Here is a 22,166-nt window from a genome sequence, read left to right as displayed (position 1 = left end):
GGGACAGGTGAAGTTCATTGGTGCAGGCGCACGCCCGGGCCAGCCACAGATCGACCACGATCTCATCTTCACCGTCCCCAATTTCCTGACTGTGTTGCGCTTCATGGGTGTTCCCCTGTTCGTGTGGCTGGTGCTGTGGCAAAGGGAATACGGTTTCGCTGTGCTCGTGCTAGCGGTCATGGGCGGCACAGACTGGGTGGATGGCTACGTCGCGCGGCGTTTCAACCAAACCTCCAAACTGGGCCGCATCCTCGATCCCGTCGCGGACCGTCTGGCCCTCATCACGGTCGCTGTGACTCTCGCCATCGCCGGGGTGGTGGATTGGTGGTACTTGGCCGCCCTGGTGGTGCCCGACGTCGTTCTTGCCACCGCTTCGCTGTTCTATTTCCATAGCCACCCCGACCTTCCAGTGAGCAGGATCGGCAAGATCCGGACGGCGTTCCTGCTCCTCGGCACGCCTCTTCTGGTCCTCTCGAAGCTCGCGATTCCCTACACCAACGTCTACTTCGTGATCGCCTGGGTCTGCCTGGGCTTGGGTCTGGCAGGGCACTGGGTGGCGGCCTACAACTACTTCTGGGCAATCCTCCGCAAGGGGAAAGAACTCAAAGCCCACGACGGCGGCCGCAGCTGATGGCCTGGTTCGCAGTCCTTCTTGCGGTGCTTGGCGCTTTCTGCCTCGCCATTGGCGCCCAGCGCCAGGGCAGCGCGGTCAAGGCCGATACCGGTGGCCTCGCCCTTAGTTCCCAGGGTTTCCTGAGGCTTCTCCGAAATCCGCGGTGGGTGCTCGGCCTGCTGTTGCTTGCCTTGGGCATGTGCATGAACGCCATTGCCTTGGTGTCGGCACCCCTGACGGTGGTGCAGCCCATCGGAGCCATCGCCTTGGTCATCACCACGGTGGTCAACGCCAAGGACCAGGGACTCAGTATCAACCGCGGCACGGTGGTGGCGATCTCGGCTTGCGTGACCGGATCGGCGATGTTCGTCCTACTGGCCGTCAACGCCACACAGGAGAACCATCACGTCAGCGGCGAGGACGAAATTACCATCGTTCTCCTGCTGGCACTCGCCGTCGGGCTTTTTGGAACGTTGGCGGTCATGTTCCGGCACCGCATGAGCGCCTTTGTGTACATCCTGGGTGCCGGCGTGTTGTTCGGCTTCGTGGCGGTCCTGACACGCATCATCGGCCGGCACCTGCTGGACCCCAATGGGCACTTCCTGCTCAATGTGCAGTGGTATACCGTGGTTGCCATTGCCGCTGCCGGCGGTCTCGGTTCTTGGTTCGTGCAGAGTGCCTATTCGGGCGGGCCGCCGGACCTGGTGATCGCTGGGTTGACTGTGATCGACCCCATTGTCGGAATTGCCATCGGGATCGCAATTTTGGGTGAGCTTCGTCCCGATGTGCACGCCGTGCTGGCAATCGCCATGGCTGTGGCCGCTTCCCTTGCTATCGTGGGGGTTATTGCCCTGAGCCGGCACCATCCCGAGGTCACCAAGCGAAAACGTGACGCGAAGGCGGCAGCAAGCCGGAAGGCCTAGGGCAAAAAGTTCGACAACCGTGCCCCGCACACCCGCGGCAGGCAACCGGCGAAGACACCGCAGGGCCAGGCGTCTTGCGATGTTCGCACCGTGACCATCAGGAGTTCTCCACGTGACCGTTCCCGAAACCAACAAACCCCTCACCATTCTGATCGCGGCGGAGACCTACCGCCCGAACGTCAACGGTGCTGCTCAGTTCGGGTACCGGCTTGCCAAAGGCATGAAGGCGCGGGGGCACAACGTCCACGTGCTGGCCTGCCGGGCGGACAACGGCAAGAGCTTCACCGAATTCGGGGATGAAGGCACCGTGCACCGCTTGAAGTCCCACGGCGTCTTTACACACGAGTACTTTCGCATTTGCTACCCCTGGGAAATCAAGAACGACATTCGGCTGCTCTTCGACAAGGTGCAGCCCGACGTCGTTCACATCCAAAGCCATTACATGATCGGCGAGCACGTTCTCTACGAGGCCAAGAAGCGTGGCATCCGGATCATAGCCACCAACCACTTCATGCCTGAAAACCTGAACCCGTTCTTGCCGTTCCCGCAGTGGTTCAAGGACATCATCGGGCGGGTCTCGTGGAAGGACATGGGCAAGGTCATGGGCCTGGCAGACGTCGTAACCACTCCCACGCCGCTTGCCGCGAAAGCCATGCATCAGCACGCTTTCCTTCGCAAGGTCCTGCCTCTGTCCAACGGTATTGACGCGGCCGCTTATGAATTGGGCCCGGGCGAAGAGATCGAGCCGCATGCCAACCCCACCGTCCTCTTTGTCGGCCGCCTTGCCGAAGAAAAGCATGTAGACGTCCTGATCGACGCCGTCTCCAAGACACCCGCCGAACTCAACGTGCATCTTGAAATCGTCGGCGGCGGCGAGGTCCGCGCTTCATTGGAGGCCCAAGCCAAGCGCCTGGGCCTGGGGGAGCGGGTCAGGTTCCTGGGCCTCGCGAGCGATGAGGACCTGAGGAAGGCGTACATTCGCGCTGACCTGTTCTGCATGCCCGGAACCGCCGAACTGCAGTCCCTCGTGACGCTCGAGGCGATGTCGGCGTCGACACCGGTTCTGCTCGCCAACGCGATGGCCCTGCCGCACCTCGTGCGCGAAGGCGAGAACGGGCATCTGTTCACGCCTGGGGACAGCAGCGAGCTGGCAGCCCGGATCACCGAGCTCTTCCGCCTGCCGGCGGGCGAACTCGAAGCCATGGGCAAGGCGAGCCGCGCCATGGTGGAGCCGCACAGCATCCAAGGCACGCTGCAGACGTTCGAGGACCTCTACCGCGGGGCGAGCTATGAGGACAAGGTCATCTAGTCACCTGGACACGGCGTAGACCCCCGGTTGGCGTCGGTACCCGAATTGTTTTGCTAGAGTGTTTTGGCCGGGAGGACGCCGACAAAGCGGCCCCGGGCCGACTCGGGGCTATAGCTCAGCTGGTTAGAGCGCGGGACTCATAATCCTAAGGTCCTCGGTTCAAGTCCGAGTAGCCCTACCCGAAAAGAGCCCCTGAGCTGCGGAAACGCAGATCAGGGGCTCTTTTGCGTATTGCTAGACGCACTCCGTATTGCTACACCCACCCCGGGTTGCTAGACGCACTCCGGGCGATACGTCGGATCTGCGGGGCCGCTCTGGAGAAGCGCGTTGGAGACAAGGGACCACACGTTTGGATCGTTGGGAGATTGATCGTGTTCGAAGGTGTCGAGGGGGCAGTAGTCCTGAAGCACGAGGTTGGACACTTGCTTCACCGGCCCAACAAGAGCCTGGCTCGCATAAGGGGTAACGACCTCGTCGTATCGGGTCGAAATCACGGTGTAGGACGGGCCGGGTACGGCGTCGCCGATCGAGTTGAGCTCGGCCATGAACGCCGACCCGGCATGCTGGTCCGTGCAGGCCTGGCACAGGGTGCTCGTTGCGGTCGTGTCGAGAATCATCCCCGCGGGAGACGGCGCGATGAGGCCTTGTGTGCCGTGGTTCGACGGAGCAATGCCAACGAGGTGGTGCACGTACTTGGCGCCACCGAGGAAGCCGATGTAGTAGCGCGGCATCATCCCGCCTTGGCTGTGCCCGACGAGGTCGACCTGCTTCGCGCCCGTCGCGCCGAGAACTGATTTCACGAACGTCGCAAGCTCAGCTGCGGAGTTGCGGATTGCCCCGCTGGCGGGGACGCCATTGACCACGCCGTAGTTGAGCGAAAAGACGCAGTACCCCTGGTCCTTGAGCACCGGTGAAAGCAGCGCCCAGTTCTTGAACATCGTCTCGAACGTTCCCGGGACGAGGACCACCGGGTACGGATGTACGCTCGACGGCTTGCACGTCCAATCGTTTGCTCCGGGCGGGTCCGGCGAGATCGAGTCGGCCTGAGCCGCGGGTGCGGCAAAGAGTCCAATCGTGAGCGCTGCAGCGGCGAGCACGGCGGTGAGTCGGAATCGGCGCATGGCCTTGCCTTTCTCTTGGCCGCGAACCCCTATGTCCGCGGCATCCCTAGTTACCTTGCGGTAACTTACCGGTGGGTTGCAATAGCGTGCGGAGATCTTGAGAAAACGTGCACCTGCCCGTCGGGCCAGGAGAGGGCCGAATGCCACACCAGTCACAAGAGTGGCCACAGGTCTCATAGGACCAAGGCTAAATTCACTCGGGAGTCCAAAGCAGCACATCCTTCCAGCGATAGGCAGCCTGCCGAGAACAGCGCGCGTTACAAGGCCGCCTTCGTCATCGGGCGATGGGGGCAGATTGAAATCAGAAGAATCGCGTGAGATTGGCCAGGACAACCAGGGCGAGGATAGACAGGGCAAGCATCCATCCCGCCCGCCGGAGCCGCGCCCGGTCAACGAGAGTACGAAGCGCGGCGAATTCATGCTGGAGAGATGCGGCGTCCGCACCGGCCGGCGGGTTCCGGTGCCAGGTCCCCGCCCGGACGGCCGCCGCTGCAACCAGGGCTTTCTGCGTTGGCGTGATTACGGTCGGGCGGCCGTTGAGCCAGCGCAGGAGCTGCCGGTCCGTGACCACCGCGACGCCGGAGGGACGTTCCCTGACCGTCATGCTCTTGGGGGCAACGATGACGACAACGCCGGTGACATCCACGGCCTGGTTCGCTCCGCTTGTCAGAAGCTTCGCCGCGCGGGCGGCTTCATAGCCGGCGTTGTGGAGGTGGCGCTGCTTCTTGCCGGCGACCATCAGTGTCCGCCCGGCCACCCAGACGGACTGACCCGTGTGGTTCTTGGTATTGAGGGTGAAGACCCCTGACGGACCTATCAAAACGTGATCGATATCCGATGTGCCGGCGCCGACCGGGACGGCGTGCAGGACCGTCCATTCCGGTCCTAGACGTTCAAGGATCCTCCCAACCGCTATTTCGCCGAGGGCGCCCTTATACCAGGCGTGGTTGTCCGGGGTCAGCGGGCCAGCACCGAAAATACGCCCCAGAAAGGATCGCGGGGACGCACCCGCCCTGTCGGCGAGCAACTTCTCGATGACCGCCTGTCCCGGGATCCGGTCACTCAGCCCGCCACGCTCCAGATTGCCACCGGGCCGTAGCGGAAAGTCCTGTGATGCAGGTTCAGATCTCACGAGGTTCCCTCTATCCCTTGTCCCGTCGGAACGAAGTGCCCGCCGGACTGGTCCAGCCATGCCATCGCCTCGTTCCTGGACGTGAAAAAGCGGCTCGGACACGGCGGCTTGTGGACGCCGAGGAAAAGGCTGGCAATGACCCGGTCCACCGGGCTGGACCCAAGCAACGCAATCCGCGAGGCGGCGCAAGTGGAGAAGATCGAGCGGGCATCCCGGCTGAGACCCTCCGTCATTGAGATGTCGACCAGCAACGGATACTGGGACCCCCGGCAGGCGTCGTCGACGGCCGCCATTGCCGCAAGCGCATGGGAGGCCTCGATGGTGCCCTTCGGTTTCCAGATCATGTGGACGACGCCATCGGTCCGCAGTTCCAGCTCGAGCATCCTCATGACTCCCGTGTCATGCCTTGCTGGTCCGGCGTCGGACATCTTCCTCAACTTCTCCCGTGTCGGTGGCCCCATCCCACTGGAGCGGCCCGAATCGTCGTCCCCAGACAATGCTCACAGGTAGGACGGCCAAGAGTAGCGTTCCCGGGGAAATCCTTGGGAAATCCTGTGGGGAGAGACTGCAATCAGCTTGGTGGATCGTTTCCCAGGAAGGTCCCTGGTGGCATCCAGGCGCCAAAGACCGGGCCCGGATCGGGCCGCTTTGCGTGCCGCCCGTCGTCGGAGATTCCTTGTTTGAGACGGTGCAGGACCCATGGGAACAAGTGCTCGCGTGCCCAGATAATGTCATCGGTCCTTGCTTCGCGCCAGGTGCGCCCGGGTAGGTCTTTCGGTGTCATCGGTTCCAAGGTGTGGGAGACGTTGAGGGTATCGAGCACCATGATGGCGATGGTGTGCTGGCCCAGGGGGGAGAAGTGCAGGCGGTCCGGATCCCACATTCGTGGATGGGTGAGTTGGCGCAGGGCCCAGAGGTCGGCGATTATCGCGTCGTGGCGCGCGGCGATGGTCCGCAGGTTCTCGTTGAAGATGGCTACCTTGGCGCGGGTGCGTCCCAGCACGGGCGTAGCACCCCAGTCCGGGCCGGCGAACAAAACAATCGTTGCGCCGGTCGAGGCAAGAAGTTGCACGCCGGCGTCCATCCGGACGGCGAGTTTGTCGGGATCGCTTCTGCGGAAGATCAGGTCATTGCCCCCGGCATTGAGAGTGATCAGATCCGGTTGCAGCGCTAGCGCGGGGCCCACCTGCTCGTCCAGTATTTGATGGAGCAACCGTCCACGGACCGCCAGATTCGCGTAAGCGAAATCTTCGTGTCCGGTGCTCAGTTCTTCCGCGACCCGGTCCGCCCACCCCCGCAGGCCTCCCGGGCTGCGCGGCTCCGGATCTCCCACCCCTTCGGTGAACGAATCACCTAAGGCCACATAACGGCTCCACGGGTGCAGGCGAGCCCCGGAACCAACGGAGCTACCCTGCGCCGGACTTTCGGCGCTGGGAGCGTTCATCCCTCCATACTGCTCCTACCGGGCCGAACCCGCCACGGCAGGCTGCGGGCAATAGCTACTGAACTCACGAGCCGGATGCGCATCCTAGAGTTATCCTGTGAACGTCGAATTGCCCTCGCTGATCGATCCTGACCTGTGGACATTCGTCGATGAGTCCCGCGCCTTCTACGCCCGCAGGCCGTCTGGCCGTGGTCCGGGCAGCCGGGAAGAGCTGCTCGCATTCCGAGCGGCCATGGAAGCACCCCCAGAGTGTGATCCACGGCCAATCGCAGAGCTGGCTAGCGCGCTTGGCCGAAGCGTTCCGGTGCGGATCCACCTGCCGGTCGGCAATCCGGTGGCGGGCGTGTTCCTGGAAATCCACGGCGGCGGCTTCTACATGGGCTCGGCCGCCGGAAGCGACCTTCGCAACAGGCGGCTCGCGGACGCGCTCGGCATTGCAGTGGTCAGCGTGGATTACCGGCTCGCTCCCGAGCACCCGTGGCCGTCCGCCCCCGACGACTGCGAGACAGCGGCGCTGTGGCTGGTGGAGCACGCCGAAGGCCGTTTTGGCACAGCGAAACTCGCTATCGGTGGCTTCTCTGCCGGTGCGACGCTGGCGATGGCTACGCTTGTCCGGTTGCGCGACCGCGGGGTTACGGCATTTAGCGGCGGCGTGCTGCAGTTCGGCACCTATGACCTCTCCGCGACGACGCCGGCCGGACGCCTCATCGCCGACGAGTATTTTCTTGACGCCTATGCCGGGAACACGCCGGATCGCACACACCCCGACCTCTCACCACTCTTCGCCGAGCTCGCCGGCCTGCCGCCGATCATGATCGTGATCGGCAGCGAGGACATCCTCCTGGAAGACAATCTCGCCATGGCCGGACGGATGTCGGACGCCGGTGTCCAGGTCGACCTGCGTATCTATCCCGCCTCCCCTCACGGCTTCACCGGACACGGGACGGGGATGGGCCGGGCCGCCGTCGGCCACATGGACGCGTGGCTCCGAGCCCGGCTTGGCCCCGAAGCCTGAATCGCTTGGCCGGGATGGCCACGAAGGTCGGTTCCCGGCATCAGTTCCCTGGGCGCGACACACTTGGTCGGGTGGCAGACAGGTATAGAGCATGAGGCAACCTTCCAAAGCTCCTGACCGGGAGCGCACCTTCAGATTGTTGTATGAGTTGGTCCACCCGGAGCTCATGAGATTTGTTCAGCGCCGCGCCCACCCGGACCACGCCGAAGACGTCGTCGCCGACGCATTCCTTGTCGTGTGGCGACGCCTCGATGAGCTGCCGAGCCGCCATGACGACGCGAGAGCATGGATCTTCGGCATCACGCGCAACATTCTTCTAAACACCCACCGGGGCGAACGGCGTCGCCTGGCGCTCGGTGTCCGTCTCGCGGATGCCGCAGCTCTCGCCTACCTGGACGAGGACGCAGACCCGATCGTGAATCGCATTGACCTGGGCAAAGCATGGTGCGCGCTTTCCGAGACCCATCAGGAGGCCCTGGGCCTTGTTGTCTTCGAAGACCTCAACGCACCACAGGCAGCTGCTGTACTCGGCATCTCACCGGTTGCCTTCCGTCTTCGACTGAGCCGTGCCCGCCGAGCGCTTCGCCTCCTTCTCGAACACCTACCCCGGCACTCCCGTATACCTGCGGCTTCGTTCGAAAGGACAACCACGCCATGACCCGCAATCAAGAGATCGACACTTTACTTCGATCATTGGACGTCGCGGACCACAAGGCCCCCGTCGACAATGAACGGGCCCGTGCCGATCTTCTCCGCATCTTGTCCACCGACCCGGTGCAGGCGCCATCCCCGGGCCCGTCGACGAAAACCGCTGCCGGCAAGGGTCGTCGTCTTGGAGGTACCGGATGGACGGCCCGCAGGGTCGCCGTGGTGGGAGGAATGGTGGCGGTAGTCACCGCAGGCCTGGTTGTCCTGCCGTCCTTGTCAGGCGGGGACCCGGCGTTTGCCAGCTGGACCCCCGCTCCTGCCGGCATGACTGAGACTGAACGTAACAGTGCAGCCGCCGAGTGCCGTGCGTCCAAGAAGAATGTGGGGGGTGGAATGTACGCGGACGACGTCGACTCGGCTGCGGTGGCGATTGCCGAGCGGCGCGGCGTGTGGACCACGGTGGTGCTCACGGGTGAGGACGGGTTCTCGGCCCTGTGTATTACTGATGACGCCGTCAGTCTTTTCGGTAAGGGAATGATCGGCTCGGTAGGAAAGTCAACCGCTCACCCGGTTCCGGGCCCTCGCGAGTTAACGGCCACGGCTCTGGGGACGGGAACGATGAGCGCAGGCGATATTTCCATCGCGGCCGGCGACGCGGGCTCTGACATTCTCGCAGTCGTCTACAGGAGCCGGACCCGTGGGGACGTGACAGCGACCGTGTCCCGGGGACACTTCGCTCTGTGGTTGCCAGGAGACGAACTGCGGAACGCGTCGAGCGATGGCGTCGAGGTCGAAGTGAGCTATGAGGACGGCACCACGGGAACGAGTCGTCTAACCCTTTGAAACAACAAGACACAGGGGGCTGCCTTGCGCACAAGGAGCCCGGGATGCCTGGTTGCTTGTCTGGAGGTCCGTGGTTACTGTAAGTTACTCATCAGTAACTTGTGCGAAGGAGCGCCATGTCCAAGGCAGCAATCGATCTTGAGAATCTCCCATACGCCGACGGTGACTTCTACGGCTTTGAGCAATTGCTCACGGGCAAGGAGCAAGACCGGCTGGCTGAGATCCGGGCCTTCCTTTCCCGTGAGGTCAAGCCGATTGCCGTCGATTGCTGGAACCGTGGGGAATTCCCCATGGACCTGATTCCCAAGCTGGCTGAGATTGACCTGGTCAGTCCGGTAAGGCGGCAAGGCTATTCCAACGTGTTCGCCGGCCTTGTCCACGCAGAGGCAACCCGCGCCGATGCCTCAATTGCCACGTTCATGGGCGTTCATGACGGCTTGTTCACCGGTTCCATCGAGGCGTTGGCATCCCAAGAGCAACAGGATGCCTGGCTGCCGGACATTTACTCCCTCAAGAAAATCGGCGCCTTTGGACTTACGGAACCATTGGGCGGCTCGGACGTCGCAGGCGGCACCAGGACCACTGCGCGCCGCGAAGGCGGCAACTGGATCCTCAACGGGGCAAAGCGCTGGATCGGCAATGCCACCTTCTCGGACTGGGTTGTGATCTTCGCCCGCGACCTCGGCGACAACCAGGTCAAGGGCTTCCTGGTGGACACAAGCCTCCCTGGATTCAAGGCAAGCAAGATCGAAAACAAGATCTCGCTGCGGACCGTCCAGAATGCCGACATCACCCTCGAAAACGTGGTGGTCCCGGACTTCTTCAAACTGGCCAATGCCAACAGCTTCAGGGATACCAACAAGGTCCTCAAAGTCACGCGGCTTTCGGTTGCATGGCAGGCTGTAGGCCAGCAGCTCGCAGCGTTTGACGTCGCCCGCCGCTATGCGGATGAACGGATGCAGTTCGGGAGGCCCCTGGCATCGTTCCAGTTGGTGCAGCAGCAACTCGTGCAGATCCTGGGCAACACCGTCAGCTCCCTGGGCATGATGGTGCGTCTCGCGCAGCTTGAGGACGCCGGGGTGGCCAAGGACGAGCAATCCGCGCTGGCGAAAGCATTCACCACGGCCCGCATGCGAGAAAGCGTTGCCCTGGGCCGCGGCATCCTGGGCGGCAACGGCATTGTCACGGACTACGAGATGGCCAAGATCTTCGCCGACGCCGAGGCCATCTACTCCTACGAAGGCACCCACGAAATCAACACCCTTGTCACCGGGCGGGCCATCACGGGGATTTCCGCCATCGTCTAGCGCCAGCACATCGTCTAGGGGCAACACACCGTCCAGGGGCAGCAAAACGGACGGTCGGAGATCCGTGACGAAGGCAAGCGGGTTGACATACTCATCCCCGTGCCGGACTCCCCAGTGAAGGCACGGTGATCCCGCGCAGTGGCCGACCCTCACTGCGCCGACGGCTTGTCCTTTGTTCACCGTGGCCCCCTCTGCGAGGTCGCTGTCCACTGGCTCAAAGCTGCTCCGCAGTCCGCCCCCGTGGTCGATGGTGATCACCGGCCGGTCCACCACGACGCCTACGAAGCTCACGGTGCCGTCGGCGGGCGCGGCGACCGTGACGCCGTCGTCGGCTGCTTGCAGATCCACGCCGCGGTGCCCACTCAGCCACGGCTTGTCCGGAGGGGCGAAACCACGCAGGACGGCGGGCTTGGGGGAGAGCGGCCACGCCCAGTCCGGGCGGATGCCGGGCGGGTTGGGTGCGCCCGGAGGCGGCGATGCCACGGCAGGCGGCGCGCCCAGGGCAACGAGCAATAGAACGTTGGCCAGGAGATGTGCGGTTCTCATGGAACCAGCCTTCGTTGGCGCTGCAGATCCCGAAAGCCTCCAGTGCGGCTATGTGGAAAACGATGCGGGAAACCTGCCGAAGGCGAGAGGCTGAACCCGGGGCTTAAGCGGTCATGAGGTCGAAGGCGCTGTAGTACACTTGGTGGAGCAGTTTGCTGTGCCCTCAGGCTTGTTCAGAAGCGCTTCTCATTCAGTTGCGCGGGGGCTCCAGGCTGACTACGCGTATCCAACCCTCCAATTGCGAATCCTCGTGGATTCAGTGCTGCGGAGGATTGTGCCTCTTGCGGTCCGGCGAGTCATTGGCCGGATGAGAAGTGCAATGGATGCCAGGAGCCAAGGCCCGTTCGGGTCCGGCTAATTAACCGTCAACTATTGGCAGGGTAAGAGCGGCCCGTGTGGCTCTCTCATGAATGACCTGCCGGAAGGAGCGTCGGCATGCCCGTCGTAACTATGCGCCAGCTGCTTGACAGCGGCGTCCACTTTGGACACCAGACCCGTCGTTGGAACCCGAAGATGAAGCGATTTATCTTCACGGAGCGCAACGGCATCTACATCATTGACCTTCAGCAGTCGCTGTCCTACATCGACCGCGCTTTCGAGTTCGTCAAGGCCACTGTCGCCCACGGCGGCACCGTCCTGTTCGTCGGCACCAAGAAGCAGGCTCAGGAAGCAATCGCTGAGCAGGCTACCCGTGTTGGCCAGCCGTACGTCAACCAGCGTTGGTTGGGCGGTATGCTCACCAACTTCCAGACCGTCGCCAAGCGCATCCAGCGCATGAAGGAACTCGAAGAGATCAACTTCGAGGACGTCGCAGGCTCGGGCTACACCAAGAAGGAGCTCCTGCTCCTCAAGCGTGAACTCACCAAGCTGGAAACCAACCTCGGTGGTATCCGCAACCTGACCAAGGCTCCTTCCGTTCTGTGGGTTGTTGACACGAAGAAGGAACACCTGGCTGTTGACGAAGCCAAGAAGCTGAACATCCCGGTTGTTGCCATCCTGGACACCAACTGCGACCCCGACGAAGTTGACTTCCCGATCCCGGGTAACGACGACGCCATCCGCTCCGTAAACCTGCTGACCCGCGTGGTTGCCGACGCCGTTGCTGAGGGCCTCATCGCCCGTAACCAGCGCGCAACCGGTGCTGCAGAGGCCCCGGAAGAGCCGCTGGCTGAGTGGGAGCGCGAGCTCCTCGAAGGCAGCAAGGCCGAAGCTGCTGAAGCTCCGGCTGCAGAAGCTGTCGAAGCCCCGGCCGCCGAGGCCACGGAAGCTGCTGCCGGCGAAGCCGAAGCAGACAAGTAAATCCGGACCTTTCCTGCGCCGGATTTCGGCGCGGGGAGCTACTGACAGGATGGCGGCCCACTCGGTGGGCTGCCGTCCTGTCAGTCCGTAAACACATAAATTTCTAGACAGAGGGGTTCACATGGCGAACTACACTGCTGCTGACATCAAGGCCCTGCGCGAGCGCACCGGCGCCGGCATGATGGACGTCAAGAAGGCTCTTGACGAGGCCAACGGCGACGCCGAGAAGGCCATCGAGATCATCCGCATCAAGGGCCTCAAGGGCGCTACCAAGCGCGAAGGCCGCTCCACCGCCGAGGGCCTGGTTGCAGCCAAGGTCACCGACGGCGTGGGCGTAATGATCGAGGTCAACTGCGAGACCGACTTCGTCGCCAAGGCTGACAAGTTCATCCAGCTGGCAGACAAGGTCCTGGCCGTCGCCGTCGAGTCCGGCGCTGCCGACCTCGAGACCCTGCTGGCCATCGACGTCGACGGCAAGCCCCTTTCCGAGGTTGTCGTCGAAGAAGGTGCCGTTCTCGGCGAAAAGGTTGTTGTCCGCCGCATCGCCCGCATTGAAGGCGGCACGGTTGACGCTTACCTGCACAAGACCTCCAAGGACCTCCCGGCCCAGGTCGGCGTCCTGTTCGCCGTTGAGGGCGAGGGCGACGCCGCTGCTACCGCAGCCCACGACGTTGCCGTCCACGTTGCAGCCATGGCCCCGAACTACCTGAGCCGCGAAGACGTCCCGGCCGAACTGGTCGAGTCCGAGCGCCGCATCGCCGAAGAGACCGCCAAGGCCGAAGGCAAGCCGGAAGCCGCTCTCACCAAGATCGTTGAAGGCCGCGTCACGGGCTTCTACAAGGGCGAAGTTCTCCTTGACCAGGCATTCGCCAAGGACTCCAAGAAGACCGTTGCACAGGTTCTCGAAGAGGCCGGCGTCAAGGCAACCGCAGTTGCCCGTTTCCGCGTCGGAAACTAGTTAGACATACAAAAGGGGTGGTCACTTCGGTGGCCGCCCCTTTTGCATGCAACGGCAGGCCCGCAACGAGCGCATCTACAGCCGGCAGCTTTCTGCCCGGCCCCCAGCAAGATAATCTAGCCAGAGTCCATAAACGGGAAGGCACCATGGAAACCGAGAACACTGCAATCCATCCGGAGAAGACCCGTCGTCGTGTGCTGCTGAAGCTGTCCGGCGAGGTCATCGGCGGCGGAAAGCTTGGTGTGGACCCGGAAACCGTCCGCGCCATCGCCAAGCAGATCGCCGCTGCGGTTTCCGAGGTCGAGGTGGCAATCGTCGTCGGCGGCGGTAACTTCTTCCGCGGCGCCGAACTGTCCCAGAGCGGCATGGACCGCTCCCGCGCCGACTACATGGGAATGCTCGGCACTGTCATGAACTGCCTGGCCCTGCAGGACTTCCTGGAGCAAGCGGGCGTCGAGACCCGTGTCCAGAGCGCCATCACCATGGGACAGGTAGCCGAGGCCTACATTCCGCGCCGTGCCATCCGCCACATGGAAAAAGGCCGCGTTGTCATCTTCGGCGCAGGCGCAGGCCTTCCGTACTTCTCCACCGACACCGTGGCCGCCCAGCGCGCACTCGAAGTGCATGCCGACGTCGTGCTCATGGCAAAGAGCGGTGTGGACGGCGTCTACACCGCGGACCCCAAGAAGGATCCCACGGCCGAGAAGCTCGAAAAGCTCAGCTACGACGAGGCCCTGCGCCGTGACATCCGCGTCATGGACCAGACCGCCATGACCATGTGCAAGGACAACGATTTGTCCATGGTTGTCTTCGGCATGGAAGGCGAAGGGAACGTCACCCGGGCCATCCTCGGCGAAAAGCTGGGCACCCTGGTCACCCCCTAGCAAGGGCTAGGATATTTCTAGGACTCTTCCGCCCGCAGGGGCGGAAATTTATTGTGCATTGCGGCCCGTGGACCGGGGCGCGACTATTTCTGAGGAGAAACCGTGATCGAAGAAACCTTGCTCGAAGCCGGGGAAAAGATGGACAAGGCGGTCGAGGTAGCCAAGGAGGATTTCGCGTCGATCCGTACCGGTCGCGCGAACCCCGGACTCTACAACAAGGTGATCGTGGAATACTACGGCACCCCCACACCGCTGCAGCAGCTGGCTTCCTTCGCTATTCCGGACGCCAGGACCATCCTCATCACGCCCTTTGACAAGACCTCAATGCGCGACATCGAAAGGGCCCTGAGCGACTCCGAGGTTGGCGCCAATCCGTCCAACGACGGCAACGTCATCCGGATCACCATCCCGGAGCTCACCCAGGAACGCCGCAAGGAATACGTCAAGATCGTCAAGGGCAAGGGTGAGGACGCAAAGGTTTCCATCCGAAGCATCCGACGCAAGGCCAAGGACGCCCTGGACAAGCTCGTCAAGGACGGCGAAGCCGGCGAAGACGAGGGTGCCCGTGGCGAAAAGGAACTCGACGCCATCACCAAGGCACACGTCGACGGTATCGACGAGCTCCTCAAGCGCAAGGAAGCCGAGCTGCTCGAGGTCTGATGAGCGAGGCTGAGCCGGCGCCCGCGCGGGGGATTCCCACACGCGCCAGACGCCAACGCGGCAACCCGACGCCCAAGGCAGGCCGGAACCTTCCGGCCGCCATCGGCGTCGGGCTCGCCATGCTCTTCGCCGTCCTCGGCGGCCTGCTGTTCCTGCCGTTGGGGTTCGTTCTCCTGACCACCGCGTTTGCGGTCCTCGGCGTGTGGGAAATTTTCCGTGCTCTCGAAGGCCAGGGCACCAGGATGCCGATCATTCCCGTGCTGACCGGTACCGTGGCGATGCCGCTCGCGGCGTACTTCGGTGGCACCGAAAGCCTGCTCTTCGCGATGGTGCTCAGCAGCACGGCCGTCCTGCTTTGGCGCTCCCTTGAAAGCGCTGCCGGAGCTCCGCGCAGTGTCTTCTCCGGAATTTTCACGCTTGCCTGGGTGCCTTTCCTGATCAGCTTTGCCATCCTGCCCCTCCATGCAGGCGGGGGAGCGACGACGGCGGGTCCCTGGCCCGCCGGGCAGGTTCCGGCGGGTGCCTGGCAGATCGCCGTCATGCTGTTGCTGGTAGTGTCCAACGATACTTTCGGGTACCTCGTGGGGGCACTCTTCGGGAAGCATCCGATGGCTCCCAAAATCAGCCCCAAAAAGACCTGGGAAGGGTTCGCTGGCTCGGTGGCAGGTGCCATGGTCATCGGGATCCTCGCCAGCATTTTCGTGCTGGATAGGCCGTGGTGGGTCGGCGTGGTGCTCGCCGTGGGCATGGTGGCCGCGGCTACCGCAGGTGACCTCGCGGAATCCATGGTCAAACGGGAACTCGGCGTGAAAGACATGAGCAGCATCCTGCCCGGACACGGCGGGGTCATGGACCGCCTCGACTCGATCGTCTTCGCGGCGCCGGCAGCATTTATTCTTTACGCGCTGTTGAGCGGCGCCTGACAACCACCCAGAAGGAAAGCAGTGGCAGTGGACATTCGTCGCCAGATCCCCGCAGCATTTGAGCGCGTGGCGCACAGCAGGTACGGCTACAACGCAAAGCAAGTCGACCAGTTCTTCCAGCGCGCCCGGTTGTCGTTTGAAAACAGGGCCGAGGCAGCCGAGAAAATCGGCAGCACCGATGTCCGCGCGGTTTCGTTTGATCCCGTCAAGGGCGGCTACGACGCCAACGCTGTGGACGCAGCATTGGACCGCCTCGAAGATGCCTTCGCCCGGCGTGAACGTGACGAGCTGATAGCGGCCGAAGGCGAGGAAGCCTGGTTGCTGAAGATCGGCAAACTCTCCGGGGTGTTGCGCGGCCGTTTGCACCGGCCCGATGGCGAACGTTTCCGGCGGCCCGACAAGAAGCGTGCGCGCAGCTACAACATCGCCGAGGTCGATGCCTTGTGCGTCTCCCTGATCGGTTACCTGGAAAACGACAAACCGCTGAGCGTCGACAACGTCCGCCGAGCGGCTTTCTCCGAGGCCCGCGGGCGCGACGGCTACGAAGAGGCTCAGGTTGATGCCTTCCTCGACCGGGTCGTCGAACTCATGGCGGCGATCGACTAGCAGAACCGACAAGGTCCGGGCGCCGGCTCCGCCGCGCTCCGCGGACCTCAGCGGAGCTGGCGTTCCGTGGCCACCGGCCGTTCCGGGACGTGAAGCCTGGTCATCAGGCGGGTCACGGTCCCGGGGACCCGGTGTTTCGTTGCCCGTGAGACGAGCACCATCACGGCAAACGCGGCCGGCACGGTCCAAGCCGCGGGCTGGGCAAGCCATCCGGGCGCAGCGGAACCGATGATCGTGCCCGATACCAGCGCACCGCCGCAAAGGACGGCTCCCGTCAGCATGCCTGCAATCGCGCCTGTGTCGCTCAGGCCACGCCACCAGATGCCCAAAAGCAGGACGGGACAAATGGTGGACGCCGTGAAAGCGAACACCAGCCCTACGCTGCCGGCCAAGGCCATCGAATCCGTGGTGAACGCAAAAACCAGGGGGACGACGGCGGCAAGGAGGGCGGCCACCCGGAATCCGCGCACGCTCCCGCCAAGAAGGTCCTGGCTGATGACGCCGGCCAGCGAAACCACCAATCCCGAGGTTGTCGAGAGGAACGCCGCAAACGCACCCGCAACCACCAATGCCGACAGGAGATCGCCGGGCACCCCACCCAGCAGCTTTCCAGGCAACAGCAGGACCAAGGCGTCGGGCCGTCCGTTGCTTGCGAGCTCAGGCGCGAAGACCCGCCCGAGCAGGCCGAACGCCGTCGGGAACAAATAGAAGACCGACAGCAGGCCCAACACGATGAGGGTGGTTCGGCGCGCCGATTGGCCGTCCGGGTTGGTGTAAAAGCGGACAAGGACGTGGGGGAGTCCCAGCGTTCCGAAAAGGAGCGCCACCAAGAGCGAGACAGTCTGGTAGAGCCCTGCCGCCTGAAGGCCCGTGGGATTGCTGGACGCCTCCGCCAGGACCGCTGAGCCGCCGCCCGTCTGGTTCAGCAGCAGGAACACCACAGGCACCGCCAAAGCCGTCAGCTTGAGCCAGTATTGGAAAGCCTGGACGAAGGTGATGGAACGCATGCCACCAGCCACTACCGTCATGCAGACCACCGCCACGACGGCGATGGAGCCCACCCACGAAGGCAATCCCGTGCTGATCCGGATGGTGAGCCCGGCGCCCTGCAACTGCGGCACGATATAGAGCCACCCGACGGCAACCACCACAAGGCTCGTGACGCGGCGGACGGCTTTCGACTCGAGCCTGGCCTCCGTGAAATCCGGGATCGTGTAGGCACCCGACCGGCGCAAGGGGGCGGCCACGAACAGCAAGAGCATCAGGTAGCCGGCCGTGTAGCCCACGGGGAACCAGAGAGCGTCCGTTCCCGTCAGCAGGATCAGCCCCGCGACCCCCAGGAAGCTCGCGGCCGACAAGTATTCGCCGCCGATCGCCGAGGCATTCCACCATGGCCGGACAGTGCGCGATGCCACGTAAAAGTCGCCAGTGGTACGCGAAATGCGCAGGCCGTAGAAGCCGATTCCCGCCGTCGCGAGCGCCACGCCCAGAAATGCGGCGAGCCCGACGGCGGGATTCACTTCTCCTCCACAAGATCGCGGTAGCGGGCTTCGTTCCTTGCCGCGGAGCGGTTGTACAGCCATGCGCTCAGGCCGATCACCGGATAGAGCGCCACTCCGAGGATGATCCAATTTACGGGGAGGCCGAGAATCCGCATCTGCGCGAGCTGAGGGACCAGCGCCACCATGGAGCCGTAGGCGGCCAGCACCAGCAGGAATCCGGAAGCCACCACCAAAGCTAGGCGCAATTGCGAACGGATGAGTGACCGGACGAAGACCTGCCCGACGTCGGAGTCCTCGGCAGCTTCCCGCGAATGGTACGGACGTTTGGGGGCTACCCTGGCAATTGATTGCGGGGCCGTGACCCTGACCCGGGTCATCCTTGTGGCCGGATCCGGGTGGCCTCGAGCTTGTCCCGCACGGACGGAAGGTGCCTGCGGCTGATCGGCAGTTCGGCTCCGGCGACAGTGACGCTGGGGCGTGCGGCGGCCAGTTTCATGTGCCGCACATGGTTCAGTGACATCAAATAGGAACGGTGGATGCGGATGAATCCGGCGTCCGCCCACTGCTGTTCGAGATCGCTCAGGGGTACCCGGATCAGGTAGCTCGCCTCCGCGGTGTGCAGCCGGGCGTAATCTCCCTGGGCCTGGACGTAGCTGACATCGTCCCTCCGGATCATCCGGGTTGTTCCGCCTTGGTCAACCGTGATCATCTCGGGCACCTTGCTGCCGTCCTTCATGAGCTCGCTGATGCGGCCGATGGACCGCGCCAGGCGCTCGGCACGCACCGGCTTGAGCAGGTAGTCGACGGCGGCCAGTTCGAACGCCTCGAGCGCACAGTCTTCGTCGGCGGTGACGAAGACGACGGCGGGAGGGCGGGGGCTGCGCGCGATGGCACGGGCGATGTCCAGACCGGAAAGCGCGGGCATGTGGATGTCCAGGAAGACCGCGTCCACAGATTCCGTTTCGAGGGCGCTGAGGGCTTCGGCACCCGAGGCCGCACGGTGGATGGCGCCGATGCGCTCGTCCCGGCCCAGCAGGAAGGCGAGCTCTTCAACGGCGGGGAGCTCGTCGTCGGCGACGAGTACGTTGATCATGGTTATAGATTAGCCTCAGGCATCATGGCTCGGCTGGGACTTCGGGACGCGGATAGTGATCAAGGTGCCCTCTCCCGGCGCGGTCTCGATGACGAGGCCGTGTTCGTCTCCGTAGACCTGCCGAAGGCGGGCATCGACGTTTCGCAGTCCAACATGGTCGCCGTCTGCGTGCCCCGCCAGGACCGAGCGCAGGTGTTCCGGATCAATGCCTACGCCGTCGTCTTCGATGGTGACCTCCGCGAAGGCCCCGGAGTCGTTTGCGCAGATGGTGATGTGGCCCGGTCCTTCCTTCGCTTCAAGCCCATGGCGCACGGCGTTTTCCACAAGCGGTTGCAGGCTCAGGAAGGGAATCACCGTGCTCAGGACTTCGGGCGCGATCCTGAGGCTCACTTGTACGCGGTCTCCGAAGCGTGCCTTCTCCAACAGCAGGTAGCGGTCGATGCTCCGGAGTTCCTCCGCCAAGGTGGTGAAATCCCCGTGGCGGCGGAAGGAGTACCGGGTGAAATCCGCGAACTCGACCACCAACTCCCTGGCCCTGGCGGGATCGGTGTTGATGAACGAGGCAATGGCGTTGAGCGAGTTGTAGATGAAATGGGGGCTGATCTGTGCGCGCAGGGCCCGGACTTCGGCCTCCATGAGCAAGGTGCGGGAAGCGTCGAGTTCGGCCAATTCCACTTGCACAGCCACCCAGTCGGCCAGCTCGCTTGTCGCCCGGACCAGCCCGGCGCCGGCTTGCGGGGCGAAGGCCGCGACCGCCCCCACCACGCGGTTTCCGGCCCTGATCGGCGCCACGACGGCGTTCAGTGCGTGCGACGCCGGGACAACCACGGTCCGTCCGTCGGCGAGAACTCCCGAGGCGAGCTCCATCAGGGCGGCTTTGAGTTCTTCCGCCGCGCCATCCCACGCGAGAACGGACTCGGTGTCCGTAATGGCGAGGGCGTCGCAGCCAAGCAGGGAACGCAATTGCTTGCTCGCCTTGCCCGCTCCCGCCGCGTGGAGCCCGGTGCGCAGGTACTGTCCCGCGCGCGACGCCGCATGCAGGGTTTGGTACGTGGCCCTCTCGGCGTCGGTTCCCAGCTCGCGGAAGGAACGGATCACCTTGAGGCCCACCCCGACGACGACCGCCACAGCGAGCACGATGACCGCAATGGCGGCGGCGGTGACGAGAGGGGAATCCGGCATGGAGCAAGACTAGCGAACCCGCCGTTCGGCGCAGCAACGTGTCCGCTGGGCGACGCCTATGCCGGTGAATCTGGAAGTGGTGCAGTTGCCCGGCGGATAGTGATTCCAGTCACATCGGCCAGGAGTGTGTGGTCGATGGAGACACCCACAACCAGGAGGAAGCCATGGGTAACGAGGCCCAGACACCGGACGCAGCGGCGTCCGTTGATTTCCAGGAAGTCCAGCAAACGGGGCAGTTTCAGGAGCTCCGCAAGCGCCACCGTAGTTTTGTTTTTCCAATGGCCATTGCATTCCTGCTTTGGTACTTCGCCTACGTCCTGCTGGCTGACTACGCGGTGGGCTTCATGTCCACCAAGCTGTGGGGCAACATCAATGTCGGCCTGGTCCTGGGCCTGCTGCAGTTCGTCTCAACTTTCGGAATTACGGCTTGGTACGTTCACTACTCAAACCGGAAGCTGGACCCGATCGCCGCGGAAATCCGGAATGAGATCGAGGGCCACGAGTTCGACAAGGGCAGCACAGTGAGAGGGGCAGCAAAATGAGCGCCATGGTCCCGATGGTCAACGTTGCCGCTCTGAAGGACACCACTCTGTTGAACATGGGCATCTTCGCCCTGTTCGTCCTGGTCACCATGGTGATCGTTTTCCGGGCCAGCCGGAACAACAAAACGGCTGCCGACTACTATGCCGCCGGGCGCTCGTTCACCGGTTCGCAGAACGGCACCGCCATCGCCGGAGACTACCTCTCCGCCGCCTCCTTCCTCGGAATCACTGGAGCAATCGCCGTCAACGGCTACGACGGCTTCCTCTACTCCATCGGGTTCCTCGTGGCGTGGCTTGTGGCGTTGCTGCTTGTCGCCGAACTGCTGCGCAACACGGGCAAGTTCACCATGGCCGATGTGCTTTCGTTCCGGCTGCGCCAGCGCCCGGTGCGGATCGCCGCGGCCCTCTCCACCCTGGCCGTCTGCTTTTTCTACCTGCTGGCGCAGATGGCCGGCGCCGGAAGCCTCATCTCCTTGCTGCTGGGCATCAGCGACTGGGGCGGACAAGCCCTGGTGATCGTCGTCGTCGGCGCCCTCATGATCATGTACGTGCTGATCGGCGGAATGAAGGGCACCACCTGGGTCCAGATCATCAAGGCCGTGCTGCTCATCTGCGGTGCGGCCGTCATGACGCTGTGGGTGCTGTCCATCTACGGCTTCAACCTGTCCAACCTGTTGGGTGCTGCGGCGGATACCGCAAAGAACCCCAACGTGCTCAATCCCGGCCTGCAGTACGGCAAGTCCGACACTTCCAAGCTCGACTTCCTGTCCCTTGGGATGGCGCTCGTCCTCGGCACGGCCGCACTGCCACACGTGCTGATGCGCTTCTACACGGTGCCCACGGCCAAAGAAGCCCGCAAATCGGTGGTCTGGTCCATCTGGCTGATCGGGTTGTTCTACTTGTTTACCCTGGTCCTCGGCTACGGCGCGGCAGCACTCGTCGGAGCCGACACCATCAAGTCGGCCCCCGGCGGTGTGAACTCCGCTGCACCGCTCCTCGCGTTCCACTTGGGCGGGCCGTTGCTGCTGGGCTTCATCTCGGCCGTAGCGTTCGCCACCATCCTCGCGGTGGTGGCCGGCTTGACCATCACGGCAGCGGCGTCGTTCGCCCACGATATCTATGCGAACGTTATTTCGAAGGGCAAGGCCGACGCCGGGACCGAGGTCAAGGTGGCCCGGCGGACTGTGGTGGTCATCGGGATCCTTGCGATCCTCGGCGGTATTTTCGCCAATGGCCAGAACGTAGCATTCCTCGTGGCGCTCGCCTTCGCCGTGGCGGCATCGGCCAATTTGCCGACCATCGTCTACTCCCTGTTCTGGAAGAAGTTCACCACCCAGGGCGCCACCTGGAGCATGTACGGCGGACTCTCTGCGGCCATTATCCTGATTGCCTTGTCGCCGGTTGTTTCCGGTGCCAAGACGTCCATGATCCCGGGTGCCAACTTCGCGGTCTTCCCGTTGAGCAATCCCGGAATCGTATCCATTCCGCTTGCCTTCCTGCTTGGCTGGCTCGGAACCGTGGTGGACAAGCGGCGCGAAGACAGTGCGAAGCAGGCCGAGATGGAAGTCCGTTCCCTGACCGGCGTCGGAGCCGAGAAAGCGGTGAACCACTAGGAG

24 protein-coding genes, 1 tRNA gene and 1 pseudogene are annotated in these 22,166 nt (G+C 63.5%); 16 read left to right on the top strand and 10 right to left on the bottom strand.

All coding sequences use genetic code 11. The features are described 5' to 3' along the window. Positions 1–7 precede the first annotated feature (7 nt). From AC1DJW_RS16945 to AC1DJW_RS16930, 4 genes are all read left to right on the top strand, one after another. Positions 8–631 carry a CDP-alcohol phosphatidyltransferase family protein gene (locus tag AC1DJW_RS16945; RefSeq protein WP_459340866.1) on the top strand — a complete coding sequence of 208 codons (624 nt, stop codon included), beginning with the start codon at positions 8–10 and terminating at the stop codon, positions 629–631. Continuing rightward, positions 631–1,536 (top strand): DMT family transporter, encoded by a 906-nt coding sequence (locus AC1DJW_RS16940; protein ID WP_284752621.1) that lies wholly within the window; start codon positions 631–633, stop codon positions 1,534–1,536. Before AC1DJW_RS16945 ends, AC1DJW_RS16940 begins: the two co-directional genes overlap by 1 nt. A 112-nt stretch (positions 1,537–1,648) precedes the next feature. Further along, positions 1,649–2,845, top strand: coding sequence for a glycosyltransferase (locus tag AC1DJW_RS16935; RefSeq protein WP_390282736.1), 1,197 nt, complete (start codon positions 1,649–1,651; stop codon positions 2,843–2,845). Between the two features lie 104 nt (positions 2,846–2,949). After that, positions 2,950–3,023: transfer RNA gene (locus AC1DJW_RS16930), tRNA-Ile, on the top strand. A 94-nt stretch (positions 3,024–3,117) separates the two neighbouring features. Here the strand turns inward: AC1DJW_RS16930 and AC1DJW_RS16925 are convergent. The 4 genes from AC1DJW_RS16925 to AC1DJW_RS16910 form a co-directional block, all read right to left on the bottom strand. Then, the gene (locus AC1DJW_RS16925; protein WP_459340836.1) at positions 3,118–3,966 is read right to left on the bottom strand and encodes an esterase/lipase family protein; all 849 of its coding nucleotides are present in this window, start codon (positions 3,964–3,966) and stop codon (positions 3,118–3,120) included. 301 nt (positions 3,967–4,267) lie between these two features. Further along, positions 4,268–5,098 (bottom strand): nuclease-related domain-containing protein, encoded by an 831-nt coding sequence (locus AC1DJW_RS16920; RefSeq protein WP_476901910.1) that lies wholly within the window; start codon positions 5,096–5,098, stop codon positions 4,268–4,270. Then, on the bottom strand, positions 5,095–5,487 hold the full coding sequence (locus AC1DJW_RS16915; RefSeq protein ID WP_459340834.1) for a DUF7793 family protein: 393 nt from the start codon (positions 5,485–5,487) through the stop codon (positions 5,095–5,097). The genes AC1DJW_RS16920 and AC1DJW_RS16915 overlap by 4 nt, the downstream gene beginning before the upstream one ends. Before the next feature lie 182 nt (positions 5,488–5,669). Next, on the bottom strand, positions 5,670–6,542 hold the full coding sequence (locus AC1DJW_RS16910; protein ID WP_390282714.1) for an SGNH/GDSL hydrolase family protein: 873 nt from the start codon (positions 6,540–6,542) through the stop codon (positions 5,670–5,672). Positions 6,543–6,639: 97 nt separating this feature from the next. Here AC1DJW_RS16910 and AC1DJW_RS16905 point away from each other — a divergent pair, with 97 nt between their 5' ends. From AC1DJW_RS16905 to AC1DJW_RS16890, 4 genes are all read left to right on the top strand, one after another. After that, positions 6,640–7,557: an alpha/beta hydrolase gene (locus AC1DJW_RS16905; RefSeq protein ID WP_476901909.1), complete on the top strand. Its 918-nt coding sequence runs from the start codon at positions 6,640–6,642 to the stop codon at positions 7,555–7,557. A 91-nt stretch (positions 7,558–7,648) separates the two neighbouring features. Next, a complete protein-coding gene (locus AC1DJW_RS16900; RefSeq protein WP_284752647.1) occupies positions 7,649–8,215 on the top strand; it encodes an RNA polymerase sigma factor in 567 nt (188 codons plus the stop codon). Then, on the top strand, positions 8,212–9,048 hold the full coding sequence (locus AC1DJW_RS16895) for a hypothetical protein (RefSeq protein WP_476901908.1): 837 nt from the start codon (positions 8,212–8,214) through the stop codon (positions 9,046–9,048). Before AC1DJW_RS16900 ends, AC1DJW_RS16895 begins: the two co-directional genes overlap by 4 nt. A 116-nt stretch (positions 9,049–9,164) precedes the next feature. Next, positions 9,165–10,355 carry an acyl-CoA dehydrogenase family protein gene (locus AC1DJW_RS16890; protein ID WP_476901907.1) on the top strand — a complete coding sequence of 397 codons (1,191 nt, stop codon included), beginning with the start codon at positions 9,165–9,167 and terminating at the stop codon, positions 10,353–10,355. A gap of 138 nt (positions 10,356–10,493) precedes the next feature. Here AC1DJW_RS16890 and AC1DJW_RS16885 read toward each other — a convergent pair. Beyond that, positions 10,494–10,901, bottom strand: a pseudogene (locus AC1DJW_RS16885) (peptidoglycan DD-metalloendopeptidase family protein); the annotation flags it as partial. 435 nt (positions 10,902–11,336) lie between these two features. Between AC1DJW_RS16885 and rpsB the strand changes: the two are divergent. From rpsB to AC1DJW_RS16855, 6 genes are all read left to right on the top strand, one after another. After that, positions 11,337–12,200: a 30S ribosomal protein S2 gene (gene rpsB, locus AC1DJW_RS16880; RefSeq protein WP_284752650.1), complete on the top strand. Its 864-nt coding sequence runs from the start codon at positions 11,337–11,339 to the stop codon at positions 12,198–12,200. Positions 12,201–12,321: 121 nt separating this feature from the next. Next, the gene (tsf, locus tag AC1DJW_RS16875; protein WP_184735951.1) at positions 12,322–13,158 is read left to right on the top strand and encodes a translation elongation factor Ts; all 837 of its coding nucleotides are present in this window, start codon (positions 12,322–12,324) and stop codon (positions 13,156–13,158) included. Positions 13,159–13,304: 146 nt separating this feature from the next. Next, positions 13,305–14,042: a UMP kinase gene (gene pyrH, locus AC1DJW_RS16870; RefSeq protein ID WP_284752651.1), complete on the top strand. Its 738-nt coding sequence runs from the start codon at positions 13,305–13,307 to the stop codon at positions 14,040–14,042. A gap of 102 nt (positions 14,043–14,144) precedes the next feature. Continuing rightward, complete coding sequence (gene frr / locus AC1DJW_RS16865; RefSeq protein ID WP_078105729.1) at positions 14,145–14,702, top strand: ribosome recycling factor; 558 nt, start codon at positions 14,145–14,147, stop codon at positions 14,700–14,702. Beyond that, positions 14,702–15,625, top strand: a complete 924-nt coding sequence (locus AC1DJW_RS16860; RefSeq protein WP_390282709.1) for a phosphatidate cytidylyltransferase — start codon at positions 14,702–14,704, stop codon at positions 15,623–15,625. The genes frr and AC1DJW_RS16860 overlap by 1 nt, the downstream gene beginning before the upstream one ends. Positions 15,626–15,646: 21 nt before the next feature. After that, the gene (locus AC1DJW_RS16855; protein WP_284752653.1) at positions 15,647–16,231 is read left to right on the top strand and encodes a DivIVA domain-containing protein; all 585 of its coding nucleotides are present in this window, start codon (positions 15,647–15,649) and stop codon (positions 16,229–16,231) included. 47 nt (positions 16,232–16,278) lie between these two features. Here the strand turns inward: AC1DJW_RS16855 and AC1DJW_RS16850 are convergent, their stop codons facing one another. Genes AC1DJW_RS16850 through AC1DJW_RS16830 form a run of 5 tightly spaced genes read right to left on the bottom strand, consistent with a single transcriptional unit; the run spans position 16,279 to position 20,268 of the window. Continuing rightward, positions 16,279–17,751, bottom strand: a complete 1,473-nt coding sequence (locus AC1DJW_RS16850) for a sodium/solute symporter (protein ID WP_284752654.1) — start codon at positions 17,749–17,751, stop codon at positions 16,279–16,281. After that, positions 17,748–18,110, bottom strand: coding sequence for a DUF485 domain-containing protein (locus AC1DJW_RS16845; RefSeq protein WP_390282708.1), 363 nt, complete (start codon positions 18,108–18,110; stop codon positions 17,748–17,750). Before AC1DJW_RS16845 ends, AC1DJW_RS16850 begins: the two co-directional genes overlap by 4 nt. Further along, positions 18,107–18,826, bottom strand: a complete 720-nt coding sequence (locus AC1DJW_RS16840; protein ID WP_476901906.1) for a LytR/AlgR family response regulator transcription factor — start codon at positions 18,824–18,826, stop codon at positions 18,107–18,109. The genes AC1DJW_RS16845 and AC1DJW_RS16840 overlap by 4 nt, the downstream gene beginning before the upstream one ends. Positions 18,827–18,841: 15 nt before the next feature. Next, positions 18,842–20,008 carry a histidine kinase gene (locus AC1DJW_RS16835; RefSeq protein WP_284752657.1) on the bottom strand — a complete coding sequence of 389 codons (1,167 nt, stop codon included), beginning with the start codon at positions 20,006–20,008 and terminating at the stop codon, positions 18,842–18,844. A gap of 56 nt (positions 20,009–20,064) precedes the next feature. Beyond that, positions 20,065–20,268 (bottom strand): hypothetical protein, encoded by a 204-nt coding sequence (locus AC1DJW_RS16830; protein WP_459340874.1) that lies wholly within the window; start codon positions 20,266–20,268, stop codon positions 20,065–20,067. Here AC1DJW_RS16830 and AC1DJW_RS16825 point away from each other — a divergent pair. Both AC1DJW_RS16825 and AC1DJW_RS16820 read left to right on the top strand, forming a co-directional pair. Then, the gene (locus AC1DJW_RS16825; RefSeq protein ID WP_284983984.1) at positions 20,173–20,550 is read left to right on the top strand and encodes a DUF485 domain-containing protein; all 378 of its coding nucleotides are present in this window, start codon (positions 20,173–20,175) and stop codon (positions 20,548–20,550) included. The two genes, AC1DJW_RS16830 and AC1DJW_RS16825, sit on opposite strands and share 96 nt — an antisense overlap. Beyond that, positions 20,547–22,163, top strand: a complete 1,617-nt coding sequence (locus AC1DJW_RS16820) for a solute symporter family protein (protein ID WP_459340827.1) — start codon at positions 20,547–20,549, stop codon at positions 22,161–22,163. The genes AC1DJW_RS16825 and AC1DJW_RS16820 overlap by 4 nt, the downstream gene beginning before the upstream one ends. Positions 22,164–22,166 lie beyond the last annotated feature (3 nt).

The organism is Arthrobacter sp. 05L417 (genome assembly GCF_056397865.1).
Note: the sequence above shows the minus strand (reverse complement) of the source record. Positions and strands in the feature narration are given on the sequence as shown.